21 protein-coding genes are annotated in these 18,420 nt (G+C 64.4%); 10 read left to right on the plus strand and 11 right to left on the minus strand.

Annotation, left to right across the window (positions count from 1 at the left end):
* Nucleotides 1-97 precede the first annotated feature (97 nt).
* The 3 genes from VGR67_16445 to VGR67_16455 all read right to left on the minus strand — a co-directional run bounded on the left by VGR67_16445 (nt 98) and on the right by VGR67_16455 (nt 2,737).
* Complete coding sequence (locus tag VGR67_16445) at nt 98-1,186, minus strand: MBL fold metallo-hydrolase (protein ID HEV8338001.1); 1,089 nt, start codon at nt 1,184-1,186, stop codon at nt 98-100.
* Nucleotides 1,187-1,329: 143 nt separating this feature from the next.
* Nucleotides 1,330-2,373, minus strand: coding sequence for an arsenosugar biosynthesis radical SAM (seleno)protein ArsS (arsS, locus tag VGR67_16450; GenBank protein HEV8338002.1), 1,044 nt, complete (start codon nt 2,371-2,373; stop codon nt 1,330-1,332).
* 31 nt (nt 2,374-2,404) lie between these two features.
* A complete protein-coding gene (locus VGR67_16455) occupies nt 2,405-2,737 on the minus strand; it encodes an arsenosugar biosynthesis-associated peroxidase-like protein (GenBank protein HEV8338003.1) in 333 nt (110 codons plus the stop codon).
* Between the two features lie 295 nt (nt 2,738-3,032).
* Here VGR67_16455 and VGR67_16460 point away from each other — a divergent pair, with 295 nt between their 5' ends.
* The 5 genes from VGR67_16460 (at nt 3,033) to VGR67_16480 (ending at nt 6,780) form a co-directional block, all read left to right on the plus strand.
* On the plus strand, nt 3,033-4,265 hold the full coding sequence (locus VGR67_16460; GenBank protein HEV8338004.1) for an MBL fold metallo-hydrolase: 1,233 nt from the start codon (nt 3,033-3,035) through the stop codon (nt 4,263-4,265).
* Nucleotides 4,262-4,513 (plus strand): sulfurtransferase TusA family protein, encoded by a 252-nt coding sequence (locus tag VGR67_16465; protein ID HEV8338005.1) that lies wholly within the window; start codon nt 4,262-4,264, stop codon nt 4,511-4,513. The genes VGR67_16460 and VGR67_16465 overlap by 4 nt, the downstream gene beginning before the upstream one ends.
* 17 nt (nt 4,514-4,530) lie before the next feature.
* Nucleotides 4,531-5,139 (plus strand): DsrE/DsrF/DrsH-like family protein, encoded by a 609-nt coding sequence (locus VGR67_16470; GenBank protein ID HEV8338006.1) that lies wholly within the window; start codon nt 4,531-4,533, stop codon nt 5,137-5,139.
* Between the two features lie 180 nt (nt 5,140-5,319).
* The gene (locus VGR67_16475; protein ID HEV8338007.1) at nt 5,320-6,600 is read left to right on the plus strand and encodes an MFS transporter; all 1,281 of its coding nucleotides are present in this window, start codon (nt 5,320-5,322) and stop codon (nt 6,598-6,600) included.
* 45 nt (nt 6,601-6,645) lie between these two features.
* Nucleotides 6,646-6,780 carry a hypothetical protein gene (locus VGR67_16480; protein HEV8338008.1) on the plus strand — a complete coding sequence of 45 codons (135 nt, stop codon included), beginning with the start codon at nt 6,646-6,648 and terminating at the stop codon, nt 6,778-6,780.
* A 173-nt stretch (nt 6,781-6,953) separates the two neighbouring features.
* Here VGR67_16480 and VGR67_16485 read toward each other — a convergent pair whose 3' ends face one another.
* Entirely contained in the window at nt 6,954-7,856 is a 903-nt protein-coding gene (locus tag VGR67_16485; GenBank protein ID HEV8338009.1) for a mechanosensitive ion channel domain-containing protein, read from the minus strand.
* A 178-nt stretch (nt 7,857-8,034) separates the two neighbouring features.
* On the opposite strand from VGR67_16485, the gene VGR67_16490 reads away from it, so the two are divergent.
* A complete protein-coding gene (locus VGR67_16490) occupies nt 8,035-8,514 on the plus strand; it encodes a cupin domain-containing protein (protein ID HEV8338010.1) in 480 nt (159 codons plus the stop codon).
* A 67-nt stretch (nt 8,515-8,581) separates the two neighbouring features.
* Here VGR67_16490 and VGR67_16495 read toward each other — a convergent pair whose 3' ends face one another.
* Genes VGR67_16495 through VGR67_16505 form a run of 3 tightly spaced genes read right to left on the minus strand, consistent with a single transcriptional unit; the run spans nt 8,582 to nt 10,830 of the window.
* Nucleotides 8,582-9,331, minus strand: coding sequence for a PP2C family protein-serine/threonine phosphatase (locus VGR67_16495; GenBank protein ID HEV8338011.1), 750 nt, complete (start codon nt 9,329-9,331; stop codon nt 8,582-8,584).
* 10 nt (nt 9,332-9,341) lie between these two features.
* On the minus strand, nt 9,342-10,205 hold the full coding sequence (locus VGR67_16500) for a methylated-DNA--[protein]-cysteine S-methyltransferase (protein HEV8338012.1): 864 nt from the start codon (nt 10,203-10,205) through the stop codon (nt 9,342-9,344).
* A 7-nt stretch (nt 10,206-10,212) separates the two neighbouring features.
* Nucleotides 10,213-10,830, minus strand: a complete 618-nt coding sequence (locus tag VGR67_16505; protein HEV8338013.1) for an RNA polymerase sigma factor — start codon at nt 10,828-10,830, stop codon at nt 10,213-10,215.
* Nucleotides 10,831-11,154: 324 nt separating this feature from the next.
* On the opposite strand from VGR67_16505, the gene VGR67_16510 reads away from it, so the two are divergent.
* Together VGR67_16510 and VGR67_16515 are read left to right on the plus strand one after the other, a co-directional pair.
* Complete coding sequence (locus VGR67_16510; GenBank protein HEV8338014.1) at nt 11,155-11,496, plus strand: PadR family transcriptional regulator; 342 nt, start codon at nt 11,155-11,157, stop codon at nt 11,494-11,496.
* Nucleotides 11,493-14,150, plus strand: coding sequence for an ABC transporter permease (locus tag VGR67_16515; GenBank protein ID HEV8338015.1), 2,658 nt, complete (start codon nt 11,493-11,495; stop codon nt 14,148-14,150). Before VGR67_16510 ends, VGR67_16515 begins: the two co-directional genes overlap by 4 nt.
* Nucleotides 14,151-14,213: 63 nt before the next feature.
* Here VGR67_16515 and VGR67_16520 read toward each other — a convergent pair whose 3' ends face one another.
* A complete protein-coding gene (locus tag VGR67_16520; GenBank protein ID HEV8338016.1) occupies nt 14,214-14,693 on the minus strand; it encodes a YciI family protein in 480 nt (159 codons plus the stop codon).
* Nucleotides 14,694-14,784: 91 nt separating this feature from the next.
* Complete coding sequence (locus VGR67_16525; GenBank protein ID HEV8338017.1) at nt 14,785-14,937, minus strand: hypothetical protein; 153 nt, start codon at nt 14,935-14,937, stop codon at nt 14,785-14,787.
* A 113-nt stretch (nt 14,938-15,050) separates the two neighbouring features.
* Between VGR67_16525 and VGR67_16530 the strand changes: the two genes are divergently transcribed.
* On the plus strand, nt 15,051-15,767 hold the full coding sequence (locus VGR67_16530; GenBank protein HEV8338018.1) for a DUF4386 domain-containing protein: 717 nt from the start codon (nt 15,051-15,053) through the stop codon (nt 15,765-15,767).
* 856 nt (nt 15,768-16,623) lie between these two features.
* Here the strand turns inward: VGR67_16530 and VGR67_16535 are convergent.
* A complete protein-coding gene (locus tag VGR67_16535) occupies nt 16,624-17,022 on the minus strand; it encodes a DUF2784 domain-containing protein (GenBank protein ID HEV8338019.1) in 399 nt (132 codons plus the stop codon).
* A 91-nt stretch (nt 17,023-17,113) separates the two neighbouring features.
* The gene (locus VGR67_16540) at nt 17,114-17,575 is read right to left on the minus strand and encodes a hypothetical protein (GenBank protein ID HEV8338020.1); all 462 of its coding nucleotides are present in this window, start codon (nt 17,573-17,575) and stop codon (nt 17,114-17,116) included.
* Between the two features lie 377 nt (nt 17,576-17,952).
* On the opposite strand from VGR67_16540, the gene VGR67_16545 reads away from it, so the two are divergent.
* Nucleotides 17,953-18,420, plus strand: a 468-nt coding sequence (locus tag VGR67_16545; GenBank protein ID HEV8338021.1) for a hypothetical protein, incomplete at its 3' end; no start/stop codon positions are given.

Below are 18,420 nucleotides of genomic sequence, written 5' to 3' on the forward strand. Positions count from 1 at the left end.
GCATTCGCCCAGATCCGGCGCGGGCCGCAGGTCGTCCGGCAGCTCATCCCCGCCCGACACACGCTCGATCCAGGCGCCCCGGCCACCGCGCTCACCCTCACCCTTCCGATCGATCTTTCCGGGCTGGAGCCGGGCGTCTATCGGCTGGAGGTGGAAGCCTGGGACGAAGTGGATCGACGCGGTGTTCTTCAGGGCGTCGATTTCCAGGTCGCTGAGGAGGGCGGCTTTTGCCGCCGCGTTTCAGTTGTGCTTCATGAACTCGCCGTGCCCCGTGAGCGAGTTGTAGAGCGTCGATGAAGGCGTCTTCGTTCACGAAGTCCCCGGACCATTTGGCCCATGGCGCCAGGATCTTGTTTTTCTTCATCTGCTCCGGGGTCTTCTTCTGCTGGATGGCCTGCTGGACGACCGCGGAAGTCTCTTTCAGCATCTTCGTGAACGCACGCACGTCATCGAGATTCGAAATCGCGCCGTGCCCGGGGATCACCTTCACGTCGGACGGCAGCTGAGCCGTCGCCTTTTCCACCGCCTCGATCATTCCCCGCACGCTGCCGCCGCTCGTCACGTCGATGAACGGAAACCCGTAGCGCACGAAATCGTCCCCCATGTGCACGACGTTGTTCTTCGGGAAGAAGATGATCGCATCGCCGTCGGTGTGCCCGGAGGGAAAATGCAGCGCCCGGATGTCTTCGCCGTTCAGGTGCAGGGTGACGTCGCGCTCGAAAGTGATGATCGGCAGCGCCGCCTTCGCCGCCGGCTTTTCGTCGAACTTGATCGATCCGCCGTTTCCGCCCGGCCCCCCCCTTTCGAGACGCTTCCGCACGTTGTCCTGGGCAATCACCGTCGATCCGGTGTTGGCGAAGGGCTCGTTGCCCCCCGCATGATCTCCGTGATAGTGCGTATTGATCACGAATCGCACCGGCTTGTCGGTGATTTTCAGCTCCTTCAGCGCCGCCTGGATCTTGTCCGCCAGGGGCGCGAACTGATCGTCGACGAGCACCACTCCATCTTCCCCCACCGACGCGGCGATGTTCCCGCCCGCTCCCTTCAGCATGTAGATGTTGCCGGCGACCTTCGTCGCCTTGATCTTGACCTTCGAAAAGTCGTCCTGTTGAGCGTGCAGAGACCCTGACCGGACGACGGCCATGCACAGAACCACAACCACGCTGCCTTTCGGCGCCCTGCCCATGCCTTTCTTCTCCCTCGGAAGTGGTGGCGCATTCTATCACCCTGACCCTGCGCGACGGGTGGGATCGCTGGCTCAAGGGCCGTTGCTTCCGGAAGTCGGTTGGCGCGACCGCTCTCGACGGAGGACGCAATCGGCGCGCGGTCTCAGGTGATGGAACCGCCGCAGGAGGAGCCGGATCCGGCGGTGCAGCCGTAGCAGTGGTTGTTGGTGACGATCCGGCGCCGGTGGAGCTTCTCGGCGTCGAAGTCGCGGATGTGGGCGGGCGCGCCGAAACCGATCTTCAGCTCCAGCATCTGGTTGAAGTCGCAATCGTAGAGCGCGCCGTCCCAACCCACCGAAAGGGTGTAGCGGCACATCAGGCCCTCCGTCGCGGAGGGATTGAAGGCGTTGGCCAGCCGCTCCATGTAGCCGTCGTAATTCCCCGTCTCGAGCAGAAACTCCAAAAACCGGCTGATCGGCATGTTGGTGATCGTGAAGAGGCGGTTGAAGACCACGCCGTGGCGCTTCTCCAGCTCCCTCTTGAACTGCGCTTCGATCCCCTCCTGCTTGGGAGGAAGGAACGCACCCACCGGGTTGTAGACCAGGTTCAGCGTCAGTCCGCTTCCCGGACACCCGTAGCCCAGCGAGTTCAGCCGCCGCATCGCCTCGACCGACTTCTGGAAGACCCCTTCGCCGCGCTGCGCGTCGGTGGGCGCGGAGCGATAGTAAGGAAGCGACGCGACGATCTCGACCTTGTGCCGGGCCAGGAACTCCCCGAGGTCGGCCTGCGAGGGGAGGAGAAGCACGGTGAGATTGCACCGGTCCATCACGTGGCGTCCCAGCCCGGCGGCCCGCTCCACCAAGGAGCGGAACACGGGATTCAGCTCCGGCGCCCCGCCGGTGATGTCCACCGTCGGGATGTCGGTGCGCGCCAGCGCCCGCAGGCAGAGCTCCACCGTCTCCGGCGTCATGCTCTCCCGGCGATCGGGGCCGGCGTCGACGTGACAGTGCGCGCAGGTCTGGTTGCAGAGCTTCCCGACGTTGATCTGGAAGACGGTGATTCCCGTGCAGCGCAACGGGACGAGCCCGGCACCCGCCACTCTCTGTTCGAACGGCTGGAAGCCGTTCGGGTCGGATAGGATCTTGAGCTGTTCCTCGGGCGAGGCGAGGCGATTCGCCCGCGCCTTGAGGCTGAGTGCGACGCTCATCGACCTTCTCCCCTGTGACGGTGAAGCGACGTCACATCGAGAGCTTCTTCGCGACGTTACGCATCTGAACACCGTGGACCAGCGACGCTCCGCCGCGGATGGCGCACGCTACGTGGACCGCTTCGGTCATCTCCTCCACGTTCGATCCCTTCTCCAGACACGCCTGAGTATACGCGTCGATGCAATAAGGGCACTGGACCGCGTGGGCGACCCCCAGGGCGATCAACGCCTTCTCGCGCTCGGTGAGGGTTCCTTCGGCGAAGACCGCCGCATAGTAACCCATGAATTTCTCCCAGAGCTCCGGATTCCCTTGACCCATCTCGGCAAACCGGCCCAAGTCAGGGGGATGGTAGTAAGTATCCATCACTCGTCTCCTTCATGAGGGCGTGTCCCATCCGCTTGGGAGGCGGGATTGCCCGGAACGCGACGCTGAGTCTCGGATTCGGGAAGGACGATCGATTGATTCTCTGCCATTCCGCCCGGCGATTCAAGCACGGAGGCTACCGAACCGACGATGCGCCGCAAGCGGCGGAAAGCCGCGCGACTCCCTGATCGTTGCGCGTTTGGGGTAGGATGGCCGCCAAGGGTCGACGCGCCCGAGCCCTGTCGTCCAAAAACCGCTTGAGAAGGGTTATACTAGCGGAAATCGAGAGCAACCGGTGGCCACTACCCCTTCCGCGGACTTCTGGACGTCACGGGACCTTTTGGGACGGCTCGAGCGCCGCGAGAGGTTTTTCGTTCTCGACGTGCGCAACCGGGACGAGTTCGAGCGGTTTCAGATCGAGGGCCGCGAGCCCCTGCCTTCGATCAACGTTCCTTACTTCGAGATGCTCGAGCTGGGCGGCAAGGACGAGATGGAGGATTCCCTCATCGCCTACGCCGAGCGGGACCTCCGGAGCCAGCTTCCGACGGATCGGGCGGTCCTCGCCGTCTGCGCCAAGGGCGAGACCTCGGAGCACGTCGCCCGGGGGCTGCGGCGTCTGGGCTACGCATGCGTCAGCCTCCAGGGCGGCATGAAATCCTGGGCCGATCACTGCGCCATACGCGCCGTCGTCGAGACGGCGGATCTCGCCATCTATCAGGTCGCCCGGCCGGCCCGGGGGTGCCTGAGCTACGTGATCGCGAATGAGGGACGGGCGCTGGTCATCGACCCTTTGCGCCGCCTCGATCCCTATCTCGATCTCGCGAAAGCCAAAGACTTCATCATCGATGGCGTCCTCGACACCCACAGTCATGCGGACCACATCAGCGGCGGCCCGGCGCTCGCCGCCGCCGCGGGCGCGCCTTACCACCTGCATCCGTACGATGCCATTCACCCGATGGACCTCCTGCCCGTGACGATTTCCTACGAGCCGCTCCGCGACGGGCAGGCGCTCCGGGCCGGACGCCGCACCCTCACCGTCATGCACATCCCCGGGCATACCCTCGGCCTCGTAGCCTTTCGGCTCGACGACGAGTATCTCTTCGCCGGCGACAGCATCTTCATCCGTTCGATCGCGCGCCCCGATCTCGGCGGGAAAGCCGAGGCGTGGGCTCCCCTTCACGGGCGTTCCCTGCGACGGCTTTTGGCGCTACCCGATCGCACCGTCGTCCTGCCCGGCCACTTCAGCGGGCTCGACGAGGCGGACGAAGGCGGTCTTTTCGCGGCGCCTCTCGGCGGCCTGAAGCGTCGCAACGACGGCCTCCTGGCCCTCCAAAAAGAAAGCGAGGACGGTTTCGTGCGTTATCTGATGGAGAGCCTTCCGAAGTTCATTCCCGAGTACGTGGACATCAAGCGGGTCAATACGGGGCTGCTCTCACCCGATGAGGATCAAGCCTCGACACTCGAGCTGGGCAAGAACGTCTGCGCTCTCTCCCAGGCATACGGCGAGCCCGGTGGAGGAGGACGATGAGTCAGGGCTTCGACAAACTGCTGGACGCGCGCGGCCTCAACTGCCCCATGCCGCTCGTCAACGCACGTAAGGAGATCGGCAAGCTCGAGCCGGGGCAGGTGCTGAAGGTGCTATCCACCGACCGCGGCTCCGTCGCCGACTTCCAAGGATGGGCGAAGGTGGCGAAGAACGTCGAGCTGCTGGCCCAGGAGACGGAGACGCTGGATGGCGCCAGCGTCTACGTCCATTTCGTGAAGCGCGCCACCTAATTCCGGAAAGAGAGATCATGGAGCATTCGACGATTCCCGACACTCGCGAACGGTCGCTCGAAGACAGGGTGCGCGGCGTTGAAGAGCGCCTACCGGCGCTGGAAGAGCGCCTCGCGGCGCTGCAGGAGCGCCTCGCGGGGATCGACGAGCGTACCGCGGAGGACCGCGTGGCCCTCGTCGTCTTTTCGGGGGACCTCGACAGGGTCCTCGCCGCGTTCGTGATCGCCACGGGCGCCGCCGCGATGGGCCAGCAGGTGAGCATGTTCTTCACCTTCTGGGGGCTCTCGGTCCTCAAGAAATCGACCGACCTCCAAGGGAAAAGCTTCTTCCAGAAGGCGATGGCCGTCATGTCGCCCGGGTCGAGCGAGAGCCTTCCCGTCTCGAAGATGAACTACTTCGGCGTGGGGGCGAAGATGTTGCGGACCATGATGAAGCAGAGGAACGTCACGTCGCTCGAGGGAATGATCGCGCTCGCCCGCGAGCTCGGCGTCCGGATGATCGCCTGCGAGATGTCCCGGGACGTGATGGGGATCAAGCCGTCCGAGCTTCAGGACGGCCTCGAGTGCGGCGGCGTCGCCACGTTCCTCGCCGACTCCTTGAAGTCGCGGACGAGCCTGTTCATCTGATCTACCCAATCCCTCCATAGCCTCCAGCGGAAAGCACCGTGGAGCGTCGCCGCTGGCGCTCCGCGTGCCGTAGAGGTTATTGTCTTGCGCCGCGTGGGTCGACGGGAATCGGCTCGAGCGAGGCAAGCGAACCTCCCAGGGTGATTCGCAATCATGATCAGGCCTCGGATACCTCCGGCTTTGAAGCACCGGGGCTTCTTCCTGCTGTGGCTTGGGCAGCTCATCTCCATCGCCGGGTCCCAGATGCAGGTCTGGGCCCTCTTCTGGCACATCCGCTCCCTGACCCATCAGCCGATCGCCCTGGGAGGGATTGGCCTCGCGCGCATCCTGCCCGTCATCCTCTTTTCCCCCGTCGCGGGGGCGGTCGCCGATTCCTATAGCCGGCGGCGGATTCTCTTCATCACACAGATCGGCGCGGGATGCGTGGCCTTGATACTCGGGCTGCTCACCCAGTTCGGGCACATCGGCCTGGCGCACATCTACGCGCTGACCGCGATTCAGGCGGTGGCGGTGGCCTTCGACGGCCCGGCCCGCCAGGCGCTCATCCCGAATCTGGTGCCCGCGCGGAATCTGCCCAACGCCTTCAGCCTGACTTCCATCGCCTTCCAGGCCGGTGCCGTGATCGGCCCGGCGCTGAGCGGGATCGTGATCGTCCTGGCCGGACAGGAGGCGGTCTATTACCTCAACGCCGCGTCGTTCTTGGCGGTCATCGTTGCCTTGGCCTTGATTGGAGACGTCCCGCAGAAGCGATGGGCCGAGTCGGGCGGCGTGAGCCGATCGGCGATTCGGGAGGGGATGCGGTTCATCGGCGCGCGGCCGATCATCCTCTCCTCCATGTTGCTGGATTTCGTGGCGACGTTCTTCGCCTCCGCCAACACGCTGATGCCGATCATCGCGCGCGACGTCCTGAAGGTGGGGGTGGTGGAATACGGCTGGCTCTCGGCCGCGCAATCGGTCGGAGCCGTCCTGGCGGGCTTGATCATCTCGCAGCTGCGCGTCCTGAGAAGGCAGGGGCCTCTTCTGCTCGGCGCGGTGATCGTATTCGGATCGGGCACGGTCCTCTTCGGGATCACGCGCTCCTTCCCGCTGGCCTGGTTCCTGCTCGCCCTCACGGGTGCGGCCGACTCCGTCAGCACGATCATCCGGAACACCATCCGGCAGCTGCAGACGCCGGACCACATCCGGGGCCGGATGACGAGCATCAATCAGATCTTCTTCCAGGGAGGGCCGCAATTGGGCGAGATCGAGGCCGGAGCGGTGGCCCAGGTCTTCGGCGCTCCCGTCGCCATCGTGACGGGCGGGATCGGATGCCTCGCCGGCCTGGGAATGATTGTGGCGAAGTGGCCCCAGCTGATCTCGTACGACACTCACGAACCGGGATGGGCGGGAGTGGCCGGCCTCACCGACCAGAAGACCTCGCGCCGCATCGGCTCGGAGCCTGCCGAGCCGAGGGAGCACTGAATCGGTTCGCACCCGGCCCGGGAGCTCCTCGGGGGAAGGCCGGGAATGCAGCATGAGGGTGTCGGCCCGGCCGCGGCCAGGGCGGTGCGGAGGGCTCGGACGCTCTGCATGGGACGGCTCCGGCGGTCCAGCGACGATCGCGGCTTCTTCAGGGTCGACCTCCAGCGCCGGGACGGCTGAAGACTCCCGGGGACCGCGAGGCCGCCCGACGTTCCGGCTCCCATTGAATGTACGAAGAAGGCACAAAGTTCTTAGCGGAAGCTGTAAGAAGATGTCTCGGCCGCCAGCGCGCCGTCCCAACGAAGCTCCGATGGCCGCTCGCGAGCCGTCCGCGGACATTGGCCCGCGGTGCGTCAGGACTTGTCGGCGTCGCGCGCCGCCGGAAGCGGCCCTGCCGCCGGGGGAAGCGGGTTCCAATCGCGGACGTGGAGATCCATTTGAGGAAAGGGCAGCCGGATGCCCGACTCGCGGAAGATCCGGTTGATGGAGAAGTGCAAGTCGCTGCGAATCTGCTGCCTTCCCAGGGGCTCCGAAATCCAGACGAGGAGCTCGAAGATGAGGGAAGATTCCCCGAAGTCGAGGAACCACACGCGGGGAGGCGGGTCCTTCAGGACTCTCGGGTGCTCGGCGGCGGCGCGCAGGAGCGTTTCGCGTACCACCTCCACGTCGGAGCCGTGGGCAACTCCCACTCGCACGTGCTCCCGGACCCGTCGATCGCCATGCGACCAGTTGATCACCTCGGAATCGATGAACCGCGAATTGGGCACGATGATCGCGATGTTGTCCCGGGTGCGGATTTCCGTGGCGCGCATCGTGATCTTCTGGACGTCGCCATAGTGCCCGCCCACTTCCACCCGGTCCCCGACCGCCAGCGACTGCTCGAACAGGAGGAGGATGCCCGCGACGAAGTTCGCCACCACGTTCTGAAGGCCCAGACCGATTCCAACCCCCAGGAAGCCGGCGGCCACGGCCAGGCTCGTCAAGTTGAACCCGAGAACCTGCAGCGCCAGGAAGACGCCCAAGAACAACAGCAGCCAGTGCAGGATCTGCAGGGAGGCATAGAGCACCCGCTGATCGACGCGCAGGCGTCCGGCCAGCCGCCCGCGGATGAGGCGCTTCAGGCTCCACGACACGGAGTAGAAGGCGACGACCACGAAGAGGGCCAGAGCGATGCGCCCCGGGGTGACCTCCGTCCCGAAGATGGTTATCAGCGGGAATCGAGCGGCGTACTGAATCCATTCGACGATTTCGTTCATGCTCTCCTCGAAACCGGAGCCCGCCATGGGCTTCCGGTGCCGTTGCGGCGGTGCTGTCTATCGGATCACGACGCTATACCGCGCACCCATTCCGACGAGGAGCTATTCAACCAGATCCCGCGACCGAATGGCCAGGTATTTGGTACGATTCGGACACTTTTGAAGGAGGGCTTGAACCATGAGAACTACTCAGCGAGCGTTGATCGTTGCCCTGGCCGCTTTCGGCTTCGGGATGGGTTCGACGAGGGGGGCCGAGCCCGCGTCCGCCCCGGCTCACGCGGTGTTCACCAAGGTTCGGGACGCGAAGTGGGAGAAGATCATGCCCGACCTGGGGGAAATGTCTCCTGAGATAGCCATCCTGCGCGTCGACCCCGAGACGCAGGCGACCCAGCTGCTCATCCGGACGCCGAAGGGAATCCACGTCCGCAAGCATTGGCATTCCGCCAACGAGACCCACACCATGATCGCCGGGAGGGCGGTCTTCGAATGCGACGGCAAGCGGGCGGAATTGGGTTCGGGAGATTTCAATTACATCCCGGCGAAGATGGTTCATGAAGCCTGGCTTCCAGCGGGCTCGCTGACCTTCATCACCGTCGACAGCGCGTGGGACCTCAATTGGGTAGAGGGGCCCCCGACGGCGGCGGACATCTCGAAGTGATGCGGCGAGAGCTTGGAGCGATTCGGCCTGGAAGCCTGCTCGGGGCTTGGCAGGAAGTCGGTTCGGCTCAGCGGCTCATGACCACGAGCGTGAGATCGTCATCACGGGCGCCCCGGGCATGGCGATCGAACGCCTCCAGGATTCTCTCGTTGATCTTCATCGCGCTGGGTTCGGTGCAGGCGGCGGAGCTCAGCGCCGAGCGCACCGCAGCCAGGCCGAACTCTTCCCCGCCGCGAGATCTTGTTTCGATCAGGCCGTCGCTGTACAGCAGGAGGGTGTCGCCCGGCTTCAAGGCCGTCGTGCGCGACGACCACCGAGGGTTGGGAAGGGGGCCCACCACGGGACCGGTCGAAGAGAACGATTCAATCGCGCCGTTTCTCCTCGCGACCAGGGGCGGGCACTGACCGGCGTTGGCAATCGCCAGCCAGCCGTCTCTCCGCAGATGCCCGACCACGGCCGTGGCGAAACGGTTGGCCGGAAGAATGGGCTCCAGGAATCCGTGCAGGTGCAGCATGATCTCCGCCGGATCGCTTCGTGCTTCCACCCATGCGGCGATGCGGTGATCCAACTCCTCTTGAATCATCGCCATGGTCACCGCCGCCGGGAGCCCCTTTCCGGCCACGTCGCCCAGGACGACCCAGATTCCCTGCTCGTCTTCATGGACGAAATAGAAGTCTCCCGTGAACGTCCGCGCCGGGCGCGAGACGGCGTGGAGATCCACTCCCGGGGACGCCGGGATTCGCGGCGAGCCTGGGGACGTTCGGCGAGCGGGAATCCCCGTCCCGGGAGCTTCCGCATGGCTCAACGGCACGCTCATCCCGGCCTCCTCAAGCGGCGAAGGGACGGCATCGCCGGCAAGGCCGGAACCCCCCCTTGACCGCTTCCCGGACTCCGTGGAACACGACTCGATTCTTGTCGCGAATCCGTCGCGCGTCGCGGCAGGTCGGCACGCAGGCGACCCGCGTGGTCCGGGAGCCGATGAAGCGTATCTGCTCCCGCGCCAGACGTTCGAGCCGCTCGACGTCGACTCCTTCCCGTGCGAGCAAGGCACGCTTGGCGTCGCCCCCGAACCCGTACCGGCCCACGCCTCCCTGGGCCGGAACGATTCGATGGCATGGCACGAGGAAAGGGACGAAGTTTCGGGCCACCACGTTGGCAACGGCCCGGACGGCCTTCGGCCGGCCAATCTCCTGCGCCAGCCACGAGTAGGATCTCACCTCCCCGTGCGGGACGCGCAGCAAGGCCTTGAGCACTTCCTCCTCGAGCTTGCCGATCTCTCCGAAGTCCACCGCGGGCCTGGCGGTTCCCCCGCCCGCGAGAGCCGCGACGACCTGGTCCCGCAGGGTTTTGGGAAGGCTCCGGCGGGTCAGGGATCGTCCGTGGCGCCTCGCGTACCGGGTTCGGAATTCCTCCTCGGGGCCGGACGGATGGATCATGCGGATTCCTCGATCCGAGAACGCCACCCAGACGGCGGGCTGCGTCTCGGTGACGCGGTCGAGCCCATCCGCGATGGCGTTCGACTCCCGAAGGGAACGGGGAACGGCGGGAGCGAGAGCCTTCACGGCTCGCGCCAGGCGCTCCACGTCTCCCAGCGACTCGTCGCAGCTGCGACAGGTTCGCAGGTGCTCATGGACCTCCCCCTGCTCCGCCGGTTTCAGCTCCCCGGTCCGCAGCGCGTCGATTTTGATCAAGGCCGCCCTACATCGCATAAGTGACTCCCTTCCTGTCCAACGCGTCCCGGAGCAGCTTGAGGGAGCGAAAGATCTTTCCCCGAAGCGACGCCTCCGTCGACCCCACCGTCTTGGCGATCTCCGCGTAGGACATTTCCTCCATGAACCGCAGCACAATCAACTCCCGCGCCTCGACCGGAAGCCGGGAAAGCGCCCCCCGAAGGAGATCGACCTCTTCCTGGCGCTCGAACTCGGTTCCGGCGGTCTTCACGAACGGTCCCATACGATTGTCGTCGAAGGCCTCCAGCGGCTGCTCCAGCTGGCGGCTCTTCGAGCGGCGCTTGTTCAGGCACAGATTGCGGACCATCCGAAACAACCATGGCCTCACCGCGAGGGACGCGCATTTCGACTCATCGTACTGGCGGCAGAGCGCCCGGTGCGCCCGGACCAGGACCTCCTGCATTACCTCCTGGGCATCCGGGACGCTTTGCAGGATCCCGTGCGCGTAGCCGGACAGCGCCGCCTCATAACGATCGATGAGTCGTTCGAAGGCTCCCGGCTCGCCCCGGTGGACCGCAAGCGCGAGATTCTCCTCAAGGGGTTCCACTTCGTAAGCCGCCTCGCCGCCGGTCCACGAGTTCTTCATGCTCTCAAGAACACGCGATCCGGCCGTTTCGTTCGCCGATTTCCACAATTAATCGGAATAACGCGCCAAAGCCAAGCCTGCCCACGACTTGCCTTGCGTCGAGCCAGATGATAGCGCCAGATCTGCCGGTTGCGACACCGGACCGATTCCGGCCGAGCCTTCCCCGCCCCTCCGCCGATCCGCATTTTTCCCGGCCGCTCGCCACTCCGGTGCCCCGCGAATCATTCCTCTTGGGCCGCTTCATCTTATTGATCAGCTCGCCGATTCTCTCCTTGACAGCTTAGGAAAGAATCGAATAGACTCCTAACCACTTTAGGAGTGTCCATGTCCGGCCAGGCGCAGCTCCTCCCGGGAACCCTCGATCTTTTGATCCTGAAAGCAGTCTCTCTCGGTCCCCTGCACGGCTACGGCGTCCTTTTGCGCATCGGACAGATCTCCGGGCGAGCGCTGCTCATCGAGCAGGGCGCGCTCTATCCCGCCTTGTTCCGTCTGGTGCGTCAAGGCCTTCTGAACGCCAGCTGGGGCACGTCCGAGAACAATCGTCGCGCCAAGTTCTACGAGCTCACGCCTTCGGGGCGCAAGCGCCTCCGGGAAGAAACCGACGAATGGGGCCGCCTCGCCGCCGCCATGGCTTCCGCCTTGGCCGCGGAACCGGAGAAAGCATGAAATTCCCGGGCTACCTTCGATCGCTCACCGTCCGGTTCCTGCATCGCTCGCGGATCGAGGAGGACATCGAGGAGGAGCTACGCTTCCACCTCCAGCATCGCGCCGATGATCTCGAAGCGGCTGGCCTGGAGCGCGCCGAGGCGGAACGCCGGGCGCGTCTCGAGTTCGGCGGCCCGCAACGGTTCAAGGAAGAGTGCCGCGAAGCGCTCGGCGGCAATTCCATCGAGACTCTTGGCGAGGACATCCGCTTCAGCCTCCGCCTGCTACGGAAGTCGCCCGGATTCACTTTCGTCGCCGTCTCGACGCTGGCATTGGGCATCGGGGCGAACGCGGTGGTTTTCGCCGCGTTGAACGCTCTAATCCTGCGCCCCCTCGATCTCCCCCGCGCGGAGAGCCTCTACTCCGTCCATCGTGTGACCGACAACTCCGCGAACCAGTCTTATCCGGACTACCTGGATCTGCGCGACCGCAATCGCAGCTTCGAGGATCTGGCGGCCTACAATATCCTGCAGGCGGGGCTCGATACGGGCGACAACCCGTCCCGCGTGTGGCTGCTCGCCGTGAGCGGGAACTACTTCGACGTCTTGGGCGTTCAGCCGCATCTGGGCCGCTACTTCCATGATTCCGACGAGCATGGCCCGAACAGCGCTCCCTATATCGTGCTGTCGCATGCCTATTGGCACAGCCGCTTTCACGAGGATCGCAGCGTGGTGGGACGCACCGTCCAGGTGAACAAGCATCCGTTCACCATCCTCGGCGTCGCCCCGCCCGGGTTTCGCGGCACTCTGTTGTTCTTCTCCCCCGATTTCTTCATGCCGATGGTCAACCAGGAGGAGCTGGAGGGCGTGAGCGTCCTCAACGCCCGGGGGAACCGTTGGGTATTCATGACGATGGGACATCTGAAGGCGGGAATCACCCCGGAACAGGCTGCCGCCGACTTCAACTCGATCAGCGCGACTCTGGAGAAGACCTATCCGAAGGAGCATGGATCCTGGAAGTATTCTCTGGCGCGGCCCGGCCTTTACGGCGAATACCTAGGGGGGCCGGTGCGCGCCTTCCTGACCGCGCTGATGCTGCTGGCGGGGCTGATTCTCCTCGCTGCCTGCGCCAACCTGGGCAGTCTGTTCGCGGCGCGCGCCGCCGACCGTTCCCGGGAGGTCGCTCTGCGTCTCGCGCTGGGAGCGAGCCGCCTGCGCCTCCTGCGGCAGCTGTTCACCGAAGCGATACTGATTTCCCTGATGGGAGGGGCGGTCGGGTTATGGGGCAGCGTATGGCTGCTGGATTGGCTGCGCGTGTGGAATCCGTTCTCCCAGTTCCCCATCTACGTGCCCGTGAGCCCGGACGCGAAGGTTTACGGCGTGGCGTTGCTGCTGGCCCTGGCGAGCGGATTTCTCTTCGGCGCGGTCCCGGTAAGGCAAGTGCTCCACACCAATCCGTACGAGATCATCAGAGCGGGATCCGCCGGCCGGGCGGGGCGGCGGATCCCTTTCCGGGATGTGCTGCTGGTGGGGCAAATCTCGATCTGCGCGCTGCTGGTCACGTCATCGATGGTCGCCTTGCGCGGACTGGCGCGCACGCTGCACGCCGATTTCGGCTTTCAGCCGCGCCACGCGATGCTGATCAGCACGGGCTTGGGCATGGCGGGTTACCGCGGCGACACGGTGCCGGCGATGCAGAGGCGCATGATTGAAGCGATGGAGGCGATTCCCGGCGTATCGTCGGTGGGATTGGTGGATTGGGTGCCGCTGACGACGGGGGACGGGTCCGGCGCGACCGTGTTCACCGATGCGACGACCGATCTGAGGCCGGCGAATGCGACGGCAGCGGCTCTGATGTTCACGGTGTCTCCGGGCTATTTCCACGCCGCGGAGACGGCTTTGCTGTCCGGACGAAACCTCACCTGGCACGACGAGCAGAGCGCGCCGAGCGTGGCGGTGATCAACCGGGAGTTCGCCCGCCGGATCTTCGGCTCCCCGGGCGACGCCCTGGGCGGTTATTTCAAAAGGAGGGATGGAACGCGCATTCAGGTCGTGGGTATCGTCGAAGACGGAAAATACGAGAGCCTCACCGAAAGTTCAAAGCCGGCGATGTTTCTCCCCCTCCTGCAATCGCCGACCAGCGAGATGTCGCTCATCGTGCGCTCGGACGGCGATCCGCGGCAATTGGCCGCCGCCATGAGGAACAAGCTGCGGGAACTGGATGCCGGACTGCCCTGCTTCATCCAAACCTGGTCCCAGGCGATGAGCGTGGTCCTGTTCCCTTCCCGGGTGGCGTCGGTGGCGCTGGGGGTGCTGGGCGTGATGGCCGCGATGCTTTCGATCACCGGCATCTTTGGCATCGCCGCCTACTCCGTCGGCAAACGGATCCGGGAGCTGGGAATTCGCATGGCTCTCGGCGCCCAGCGCAAGGAAGTATTGCAAGCCGCCTTGGGTCGTCCCTTCAAACTGCTGGCTTGGGGCTCGGCGGCCGGCTTGCTCTTGGGGCTCCTGGCGGCCCGGGTGCTCGCTTTTCTGGTGTATCAGGCGACTCCCCGCGATCCGCTGGTGTTGACCGGCGTGGTCGTGGCCATGATGGTGCTGGGCCTGGTGGCCACGTGGATTCCGGCGCAGCGCGCGCTGTCGATCAGCCCTTTGATCCTGCTGCGCGACGAGTGAATCCGGCATCTCGTCCAGAAGCTCGGTCCTGGCGCCGCCGCCTCAGCCTCCAATCGGCGCGAATCAGGGCGCCGTCTCGGAGATCTCTTCGTGGAGCTCCGGCGTCGCCATGAGGGCGGCCGAGCCGTGCCAGACGTAGTGATCGACCACCATGAGTCCGGACTTCACCACCGGATCGGTGTCGGTGAGCTTCCGGGCCTCTTCGACGGTCGGTACGTTCAAGATGAAAATGCCGCGAAACCCGCTGGAGTTCGAGTCGAACGGACCCGCGACGGCGAGCTTCCCTTCGGCGGCGAGATGCTTGATATTGGCGAAATGGCCTTTGAAGATCTCGTCCCGTTCCTTGCCGGGAGGGAGCTTGGCCGTCCCGGTCTTGAGTATGGCCAGGACGTAGGTCTTCATCCCGTTCTTGTCGGCGCCGTATTTCTTGGCCAGCCGGGGATCGAACTTCGGGTTCGGCTTGGAAGCCTCGGACTGCGCGGCCGCCAATCCGCACGCGATGCAGAGCGATAGAGCCACCGCGGAAAATCTAATGTGCCTCATCGAATCTCCATCTTTACGGCTTAGTCGTGGAATCGCGGGACCGCCTCGACCCTGCGCGAACCCTATCATACCTCCGCGGCGACTCCCCGCGCTAGTCGCACCGCAGCGCCAGGGTGGGCGGAATCCGCGAGGCTCGTCGCGCGGGCACGTAGGCCGCCTGGATGGTCACCAGGAACATCGTTGGCACGACGGTGACGTATGCCAGGATGCCGACGCCGCCGGCATTGAACGACATCGAGCTCATGAGCTGCTCGACGGCGAAGCCTCGCCCCGCCCGGTCACCGTTCCGATTCCCACCAGCGCGAGGCCCTTCCCCATCACGAGGCGCAGGGTGGAATTGACAGGCTAGGAGGGAACATGCGATCGACCCGCAACCCCGGAAGAGTCGCCGGATTTCTGTACCTGCTCCTGGTTGTCCTGGCTCCCATCCGCCTCCTCTATATCCCCTCCAGGCTGTTCGTCCGGGGGAACGCGACCGAGACGGCCCACAACATCGCCGCGCACGAGCTTCTGTTCCGTCTCGGCATCGTCAGCGACCTCCTCTGCGGGACCGTCTTGATCTTCCTCTTGCTCGCGCTTTACCGGTTGCTCCGGGGGGTGGACCGCAACCTCGCCGTGTTGATGGTGATCGTCGGCGGTCTGATGCCGGCCACCATCGACTTCCTCAACGTGCTGAACGACGCGGCGGCGCTGATTCTCGTGCGCGGCGCCGACTTCCTGTCGGCATTCGAGAAGCCGCAGCGGGACGGCCTGGCGATGCTGTTCCTGCGTCTGCACCATCATGAAATCATGGCTGCCGAGATCCTCTGGGGTCTATGGCTCTTCCCCTTGGGGATCCTGGTGTACCGGTCGCGCTTCCTGCCTCGCTTCCTGGGTGTCTGGCTGATCCTCAACGGCTTCGCCTACCTGATCCTCAGCTTGACGGGCTTGCTGGTGCCGCAACAGGAGCAGCTCGTATCGAACCTCGTCTTCCCCGCCCTCCTCGGGGAGATCGTGATCATGCTGTGGCTCCTGATCAAAGGCGCCCGGCCGGAGCCGCTCGACGTCGCAGCCTCGGAGCCGGCGACGGGTTAGGAGACTCTCGGGACCCCTGCGGGAGTATCAGGAAGCCGATGTTTCTCTGCGGCGCTTTCCTGTGGATGGAGTGTCGGGAGATCGAAGTGGTTCTCAAACGTCCCGGAGGCGGTGCCGGCGACCTCCGGGAGGTTCGACTGAGAGACCTGCCTGCTCCTTACTGCGGGCAGTCCTCCACCGGCCTGCAGTATCGATCGCAAACCGGAAGCCCCGCAGTCATCGGTCGTAGTGCATCTCTTCCATGGAAGGGGCTTTCCCGCCAGGGTTATCGCGGCGAAACCTGCGGACACGATGAGTACCAGGGCCAGCAGCCAAAGCGCGCGTGCGAATCTGGAGCTTCTCATGACTACCCTCCTTGAGGTTGGGGCCTCCACCGCGGGTCAGGTCCCGGGTCGAGACGGCACACCTGCCTCCCAGCGATTCAACGAAGACCCTTGGAGCGGAAGCCCGTCACGCGTGAAGCAACGAGTGACGGCCGGCACCGTTCCGCTGGGCCTACGCACCTTCCGGGAGGCGGTACAGCTAGTGTCGCGTCTCAAAAATCATGTTACATTCGGCCCCCGATCCATCCCGGCTCGCCGCGTTGCGCCTCGCTTGCGTACCGCCTTGGGTACGCGACGCTCTGGCGCGCCTTGCGATCCGCGCGCCTCGGCGACCTCGGTGTTAACATGATTTCCGAAACGCAACACTAGTTGGTCGGAACCGCCCCTTGCCCGGTTCGGATCCGATGCTGGTTTCGGCCGGAAAGTTCTGCCGGTGCCCTTACCTCAGTCCCACGCCAGGGCGAGAATCGGAGAATGATCGGCCCGATAGAGCCCCGATATCCGGATCGCCACCCAGACAGCAAATCGTTCCTTCAGCTCGGCGGATGCGGCGGTCGACGCTCCGAATTCCTTCTCTCCCTGTGACGCAAGGCCCACCCATAGACCCCGAGGTTGATCCCCAAGACGAACGCACCCAAGGCGACTTGCGAAGGCCGCGTGAGCGAGTCGGGGTAGAGCACGGGAAGAATGTACTGCTCGATGAAACCCTCCTGGTAACCAGGACCCCCGCCCCTCGCGCGGAGCCAGTTTTCGAGCGGCGTGAGGGGGCAGGTCCAACCCACGAACTCGATGAGCGCGGCCCATAGAACGGTTGGAAGGTGAAGCCAGGCACAGCGCTTCCACCAGAAGACCAGGACCCCGCCGAATACAGCGAATAGAACAAAGGCCAGGTGGGACAGAACGACAAGGTTGGCAAGAAGCCGGTAGGGCATTACCGATCCATGCTTCGCTTGTTGCCCGCGTCGCGTCCCGGTGACGGACGCATCGCGGTTGAGCGGCTCCGATTTTTGTGTGCCTCTCCCCTCAGTCGCTTTTGCGCCTGACGATCATCCTGGAACCATAGTACCCAAAGACCTTCTCAATCAAGAGATTTCGAGTTGCGGGGACTGCATTCCGACATTCTTCCGGCGACGCAAAAAGCACAGCGGACCACTCTCCAGCGACCATGAATCCGCCGCAACTCGCTTCACCCGGGAACAGGACTACCTTTTCCTCCGCGGCGGCGTCCGCCGCGTACGCCCATTCACACGCACCTTGCGCATAAAAACAGACCGTGAGGTCCTTGCTTCCTTCGCACCGAACCTGGCCCATAGGGAGTCCGCACGCTTTGGCATCGGCTCTGTAGACCCAATAGCTCACGGGCGCGGCAAGGTAGAAACGCTCCCCTTTCTTGACTGCCCCGGGCGAAACCGCCGAAGCATCGCTTCCGAACAACACCCCGATCATCAGCCAGAGCGCCAGGCCCCAGAATCTCGCGTCCGGCATGGCGGCCTCTCTCGGGCTCGAGCCAGGGCGACCCGAAGAGCCGACGGGCTCGTGAACGCCTCCATGGGGAAAATTCCGCGTGGCGCAGAGGGACGAGCACGAATCAGCGGAGGAAAAAGTTTTCAAGCCCTTCGGGGAGAAGGCGGGCGAGAGCGCATCGAGCATCACAGGCATGTGAGTCGGTCCTGGCGCACCGGGAACGCGATGTTCAACATAGGCCCTGAGGCGCTCCTTGACCAGCCCGAATTACCCGCTTCTTCGGAAAGGAGGGGGAACGCGCCCTTAACCGTGTTCAGGATTTGAACATGCGCTGGAAGCCCGACGCGATTGCCCTATTCCCATGCCGCCTCGATTAGAATGCGAAGAGGAGAGTTTTCATGGACGCTCTCGCATTCATCTTGATCGTCACCGTCCACCTATGGATTGTTCTTCCGGCAACCGGCGGAAAGACGCCCTGGGACGTGCTCTTCATCGTCGGCGCCGTGTCGGTGGCCGCCATTTCTCTCGGGAGGAGACGCACGACGCGGCAGCAGATGGGGATAAAACTGGATGGATTGCTGAAGGAGTCGGCCATTTACCTGGGTGCGGCCGGCTTCTTCGCCGGCGTGGTGGTGCTCTGCTTTCGGGCCTCCCTCGAGCCGATGGAGCGAGGCTTTCCGGACCTCCGTCGAATCCCCTGGCATCTGACTTGGGCTTTTCTTCAGCAGTTCTGCCTGCTCGCTTTTCTACTCAACAGGCTTCGAGAGATCCTGCGCCAAAAAGCCTTGGCGGTTTCGGCGGCGGCAGGGATCTTCGCTTTTTTCCACCTGCCGAACCCGTTTCTCACTTTGTATACATTGGGTGGA

It is taken from the genome of Candidatus Polarisedimenticolia bacterium (assembly GCA_036004685.1).
GTDB lineage: Bacteria > Acidobacteriota > Polarisedimenticolia > Gp22-AA2 > AA152 > DASYRE01.

Coding starts and splice junctions, on each gene's coding strand:
- VGR67_16530 (HEV8338018.1), top strand. CDS start 15,051: ATGCGATCGACCCGCAACCCCGGAAGAGTCGCCGGATTTCTGTACCTG.
- VGR67_16540 (HEV8338020.1), bottom strand. CDS start 17,575: ATGCCGGACGCGAGATTCTGGGGCCTGGCGCTCTGGCTGATGATCGGG.
- VGR67_16520 (HEV8338016.1), bottom strand. CDS start 14,693: ATGAGGCACATTAGATTTTCCGCGGTGGCTCTATCGCTCTGCATCGCG.
- VGR67_16535 (HEV8338019.1), bottom strand. CDS start 17,022: ATGCCCTACCGGCTTCTTGCCAACCTTGTCGTTCTGTCCCACCTGGCC.
- VGR67_16470 (HEV8338006.1), top strand. CDS start 4,531: ATGGAGCATTCGACGATTCCCGACACTCGCGAACGGTCGCTCGAAGAC.
- VGR67_16455 (HEV8338003.1), bottom strand. CDS start 2,737: ATGGATACTTACTACCATCCCCCTGACTTGGGCCGGTTTGCCGAGATG.
- VGR67_16480 (HEV8338008.1), top strand. CDS start 6,646: ATGCAGCATGAGGGTGTCGGCCCGGCCGCGGCCAGGGCGGTGCGGAGG.
- VGR67_16465 (HEV8338005.1), top strand. CDS start 4,262: ATGAGTCAGGGCTTCGACAAACTGCTGGACGCGCGCGGCCTCAACTGC.
- VGR67_16445 (HEV8338001.1), bottom strand. CDS start 1,186: ATGGGCAGGGCGCCGAAAGGCAGCGTGGTTGTGGTTCTGTGCATGGCC.
- VGR67_16515 (HEV8338015.1), top strand. CDS start 11,493: ATGAAATTCCCGGGCTACCTTCGATCGCTCACCGTCCGGTTCCTGCAT.
- VGR67_16510 (HEV8338014.1), top strand. CDS start 11,155: ATGTCCGGCCAGGCGCAGCTCCTCCCGGGAACCCTCGATCTTTTGATC.
- VGR67_16525 (HEV8338017.1), bottom strand. CDS start 14,937: ATGAGCTCGATGTCGTTCAATGCCGGCGGCGTCGGCATCCTGGCATAC.
- VGR67_16485 (HEV8338009.1), bottom strand. CDS start 7,856: ATGAACGAAATCGTCGAATGGATTCAGTACGCCGCTCGATTCCCGCTG.
- VGR67_16490 (HEV8338010.1), top strand. CDS start 8,035: ATGAGAACTACTCAGCGAGCGTTGATCGTTGCCCTGGCCGCTTTCGGC.
- VGR67_16505 (HEV8338013.1), bottom strand. CDS start 10,830: ATGAAGAACTCGTGGACCGGCGGCGAGGCGGCTTACGAAGTGGAACCC.
- arsS (HEV8338002.1), bottom strand. CDS start 2,373: ATGAGCGTCGCACTCAGCCTCAAGGCGCGGGCGAATCGCCTCGCCTCG.
- VGR67_16495 (HEV8338011.1), bottom strand. CDS start 9,331: ATGAGCGTGCCGTTGAGCCATGCGGAAGCTCCCGGGACGGGGATTCCC.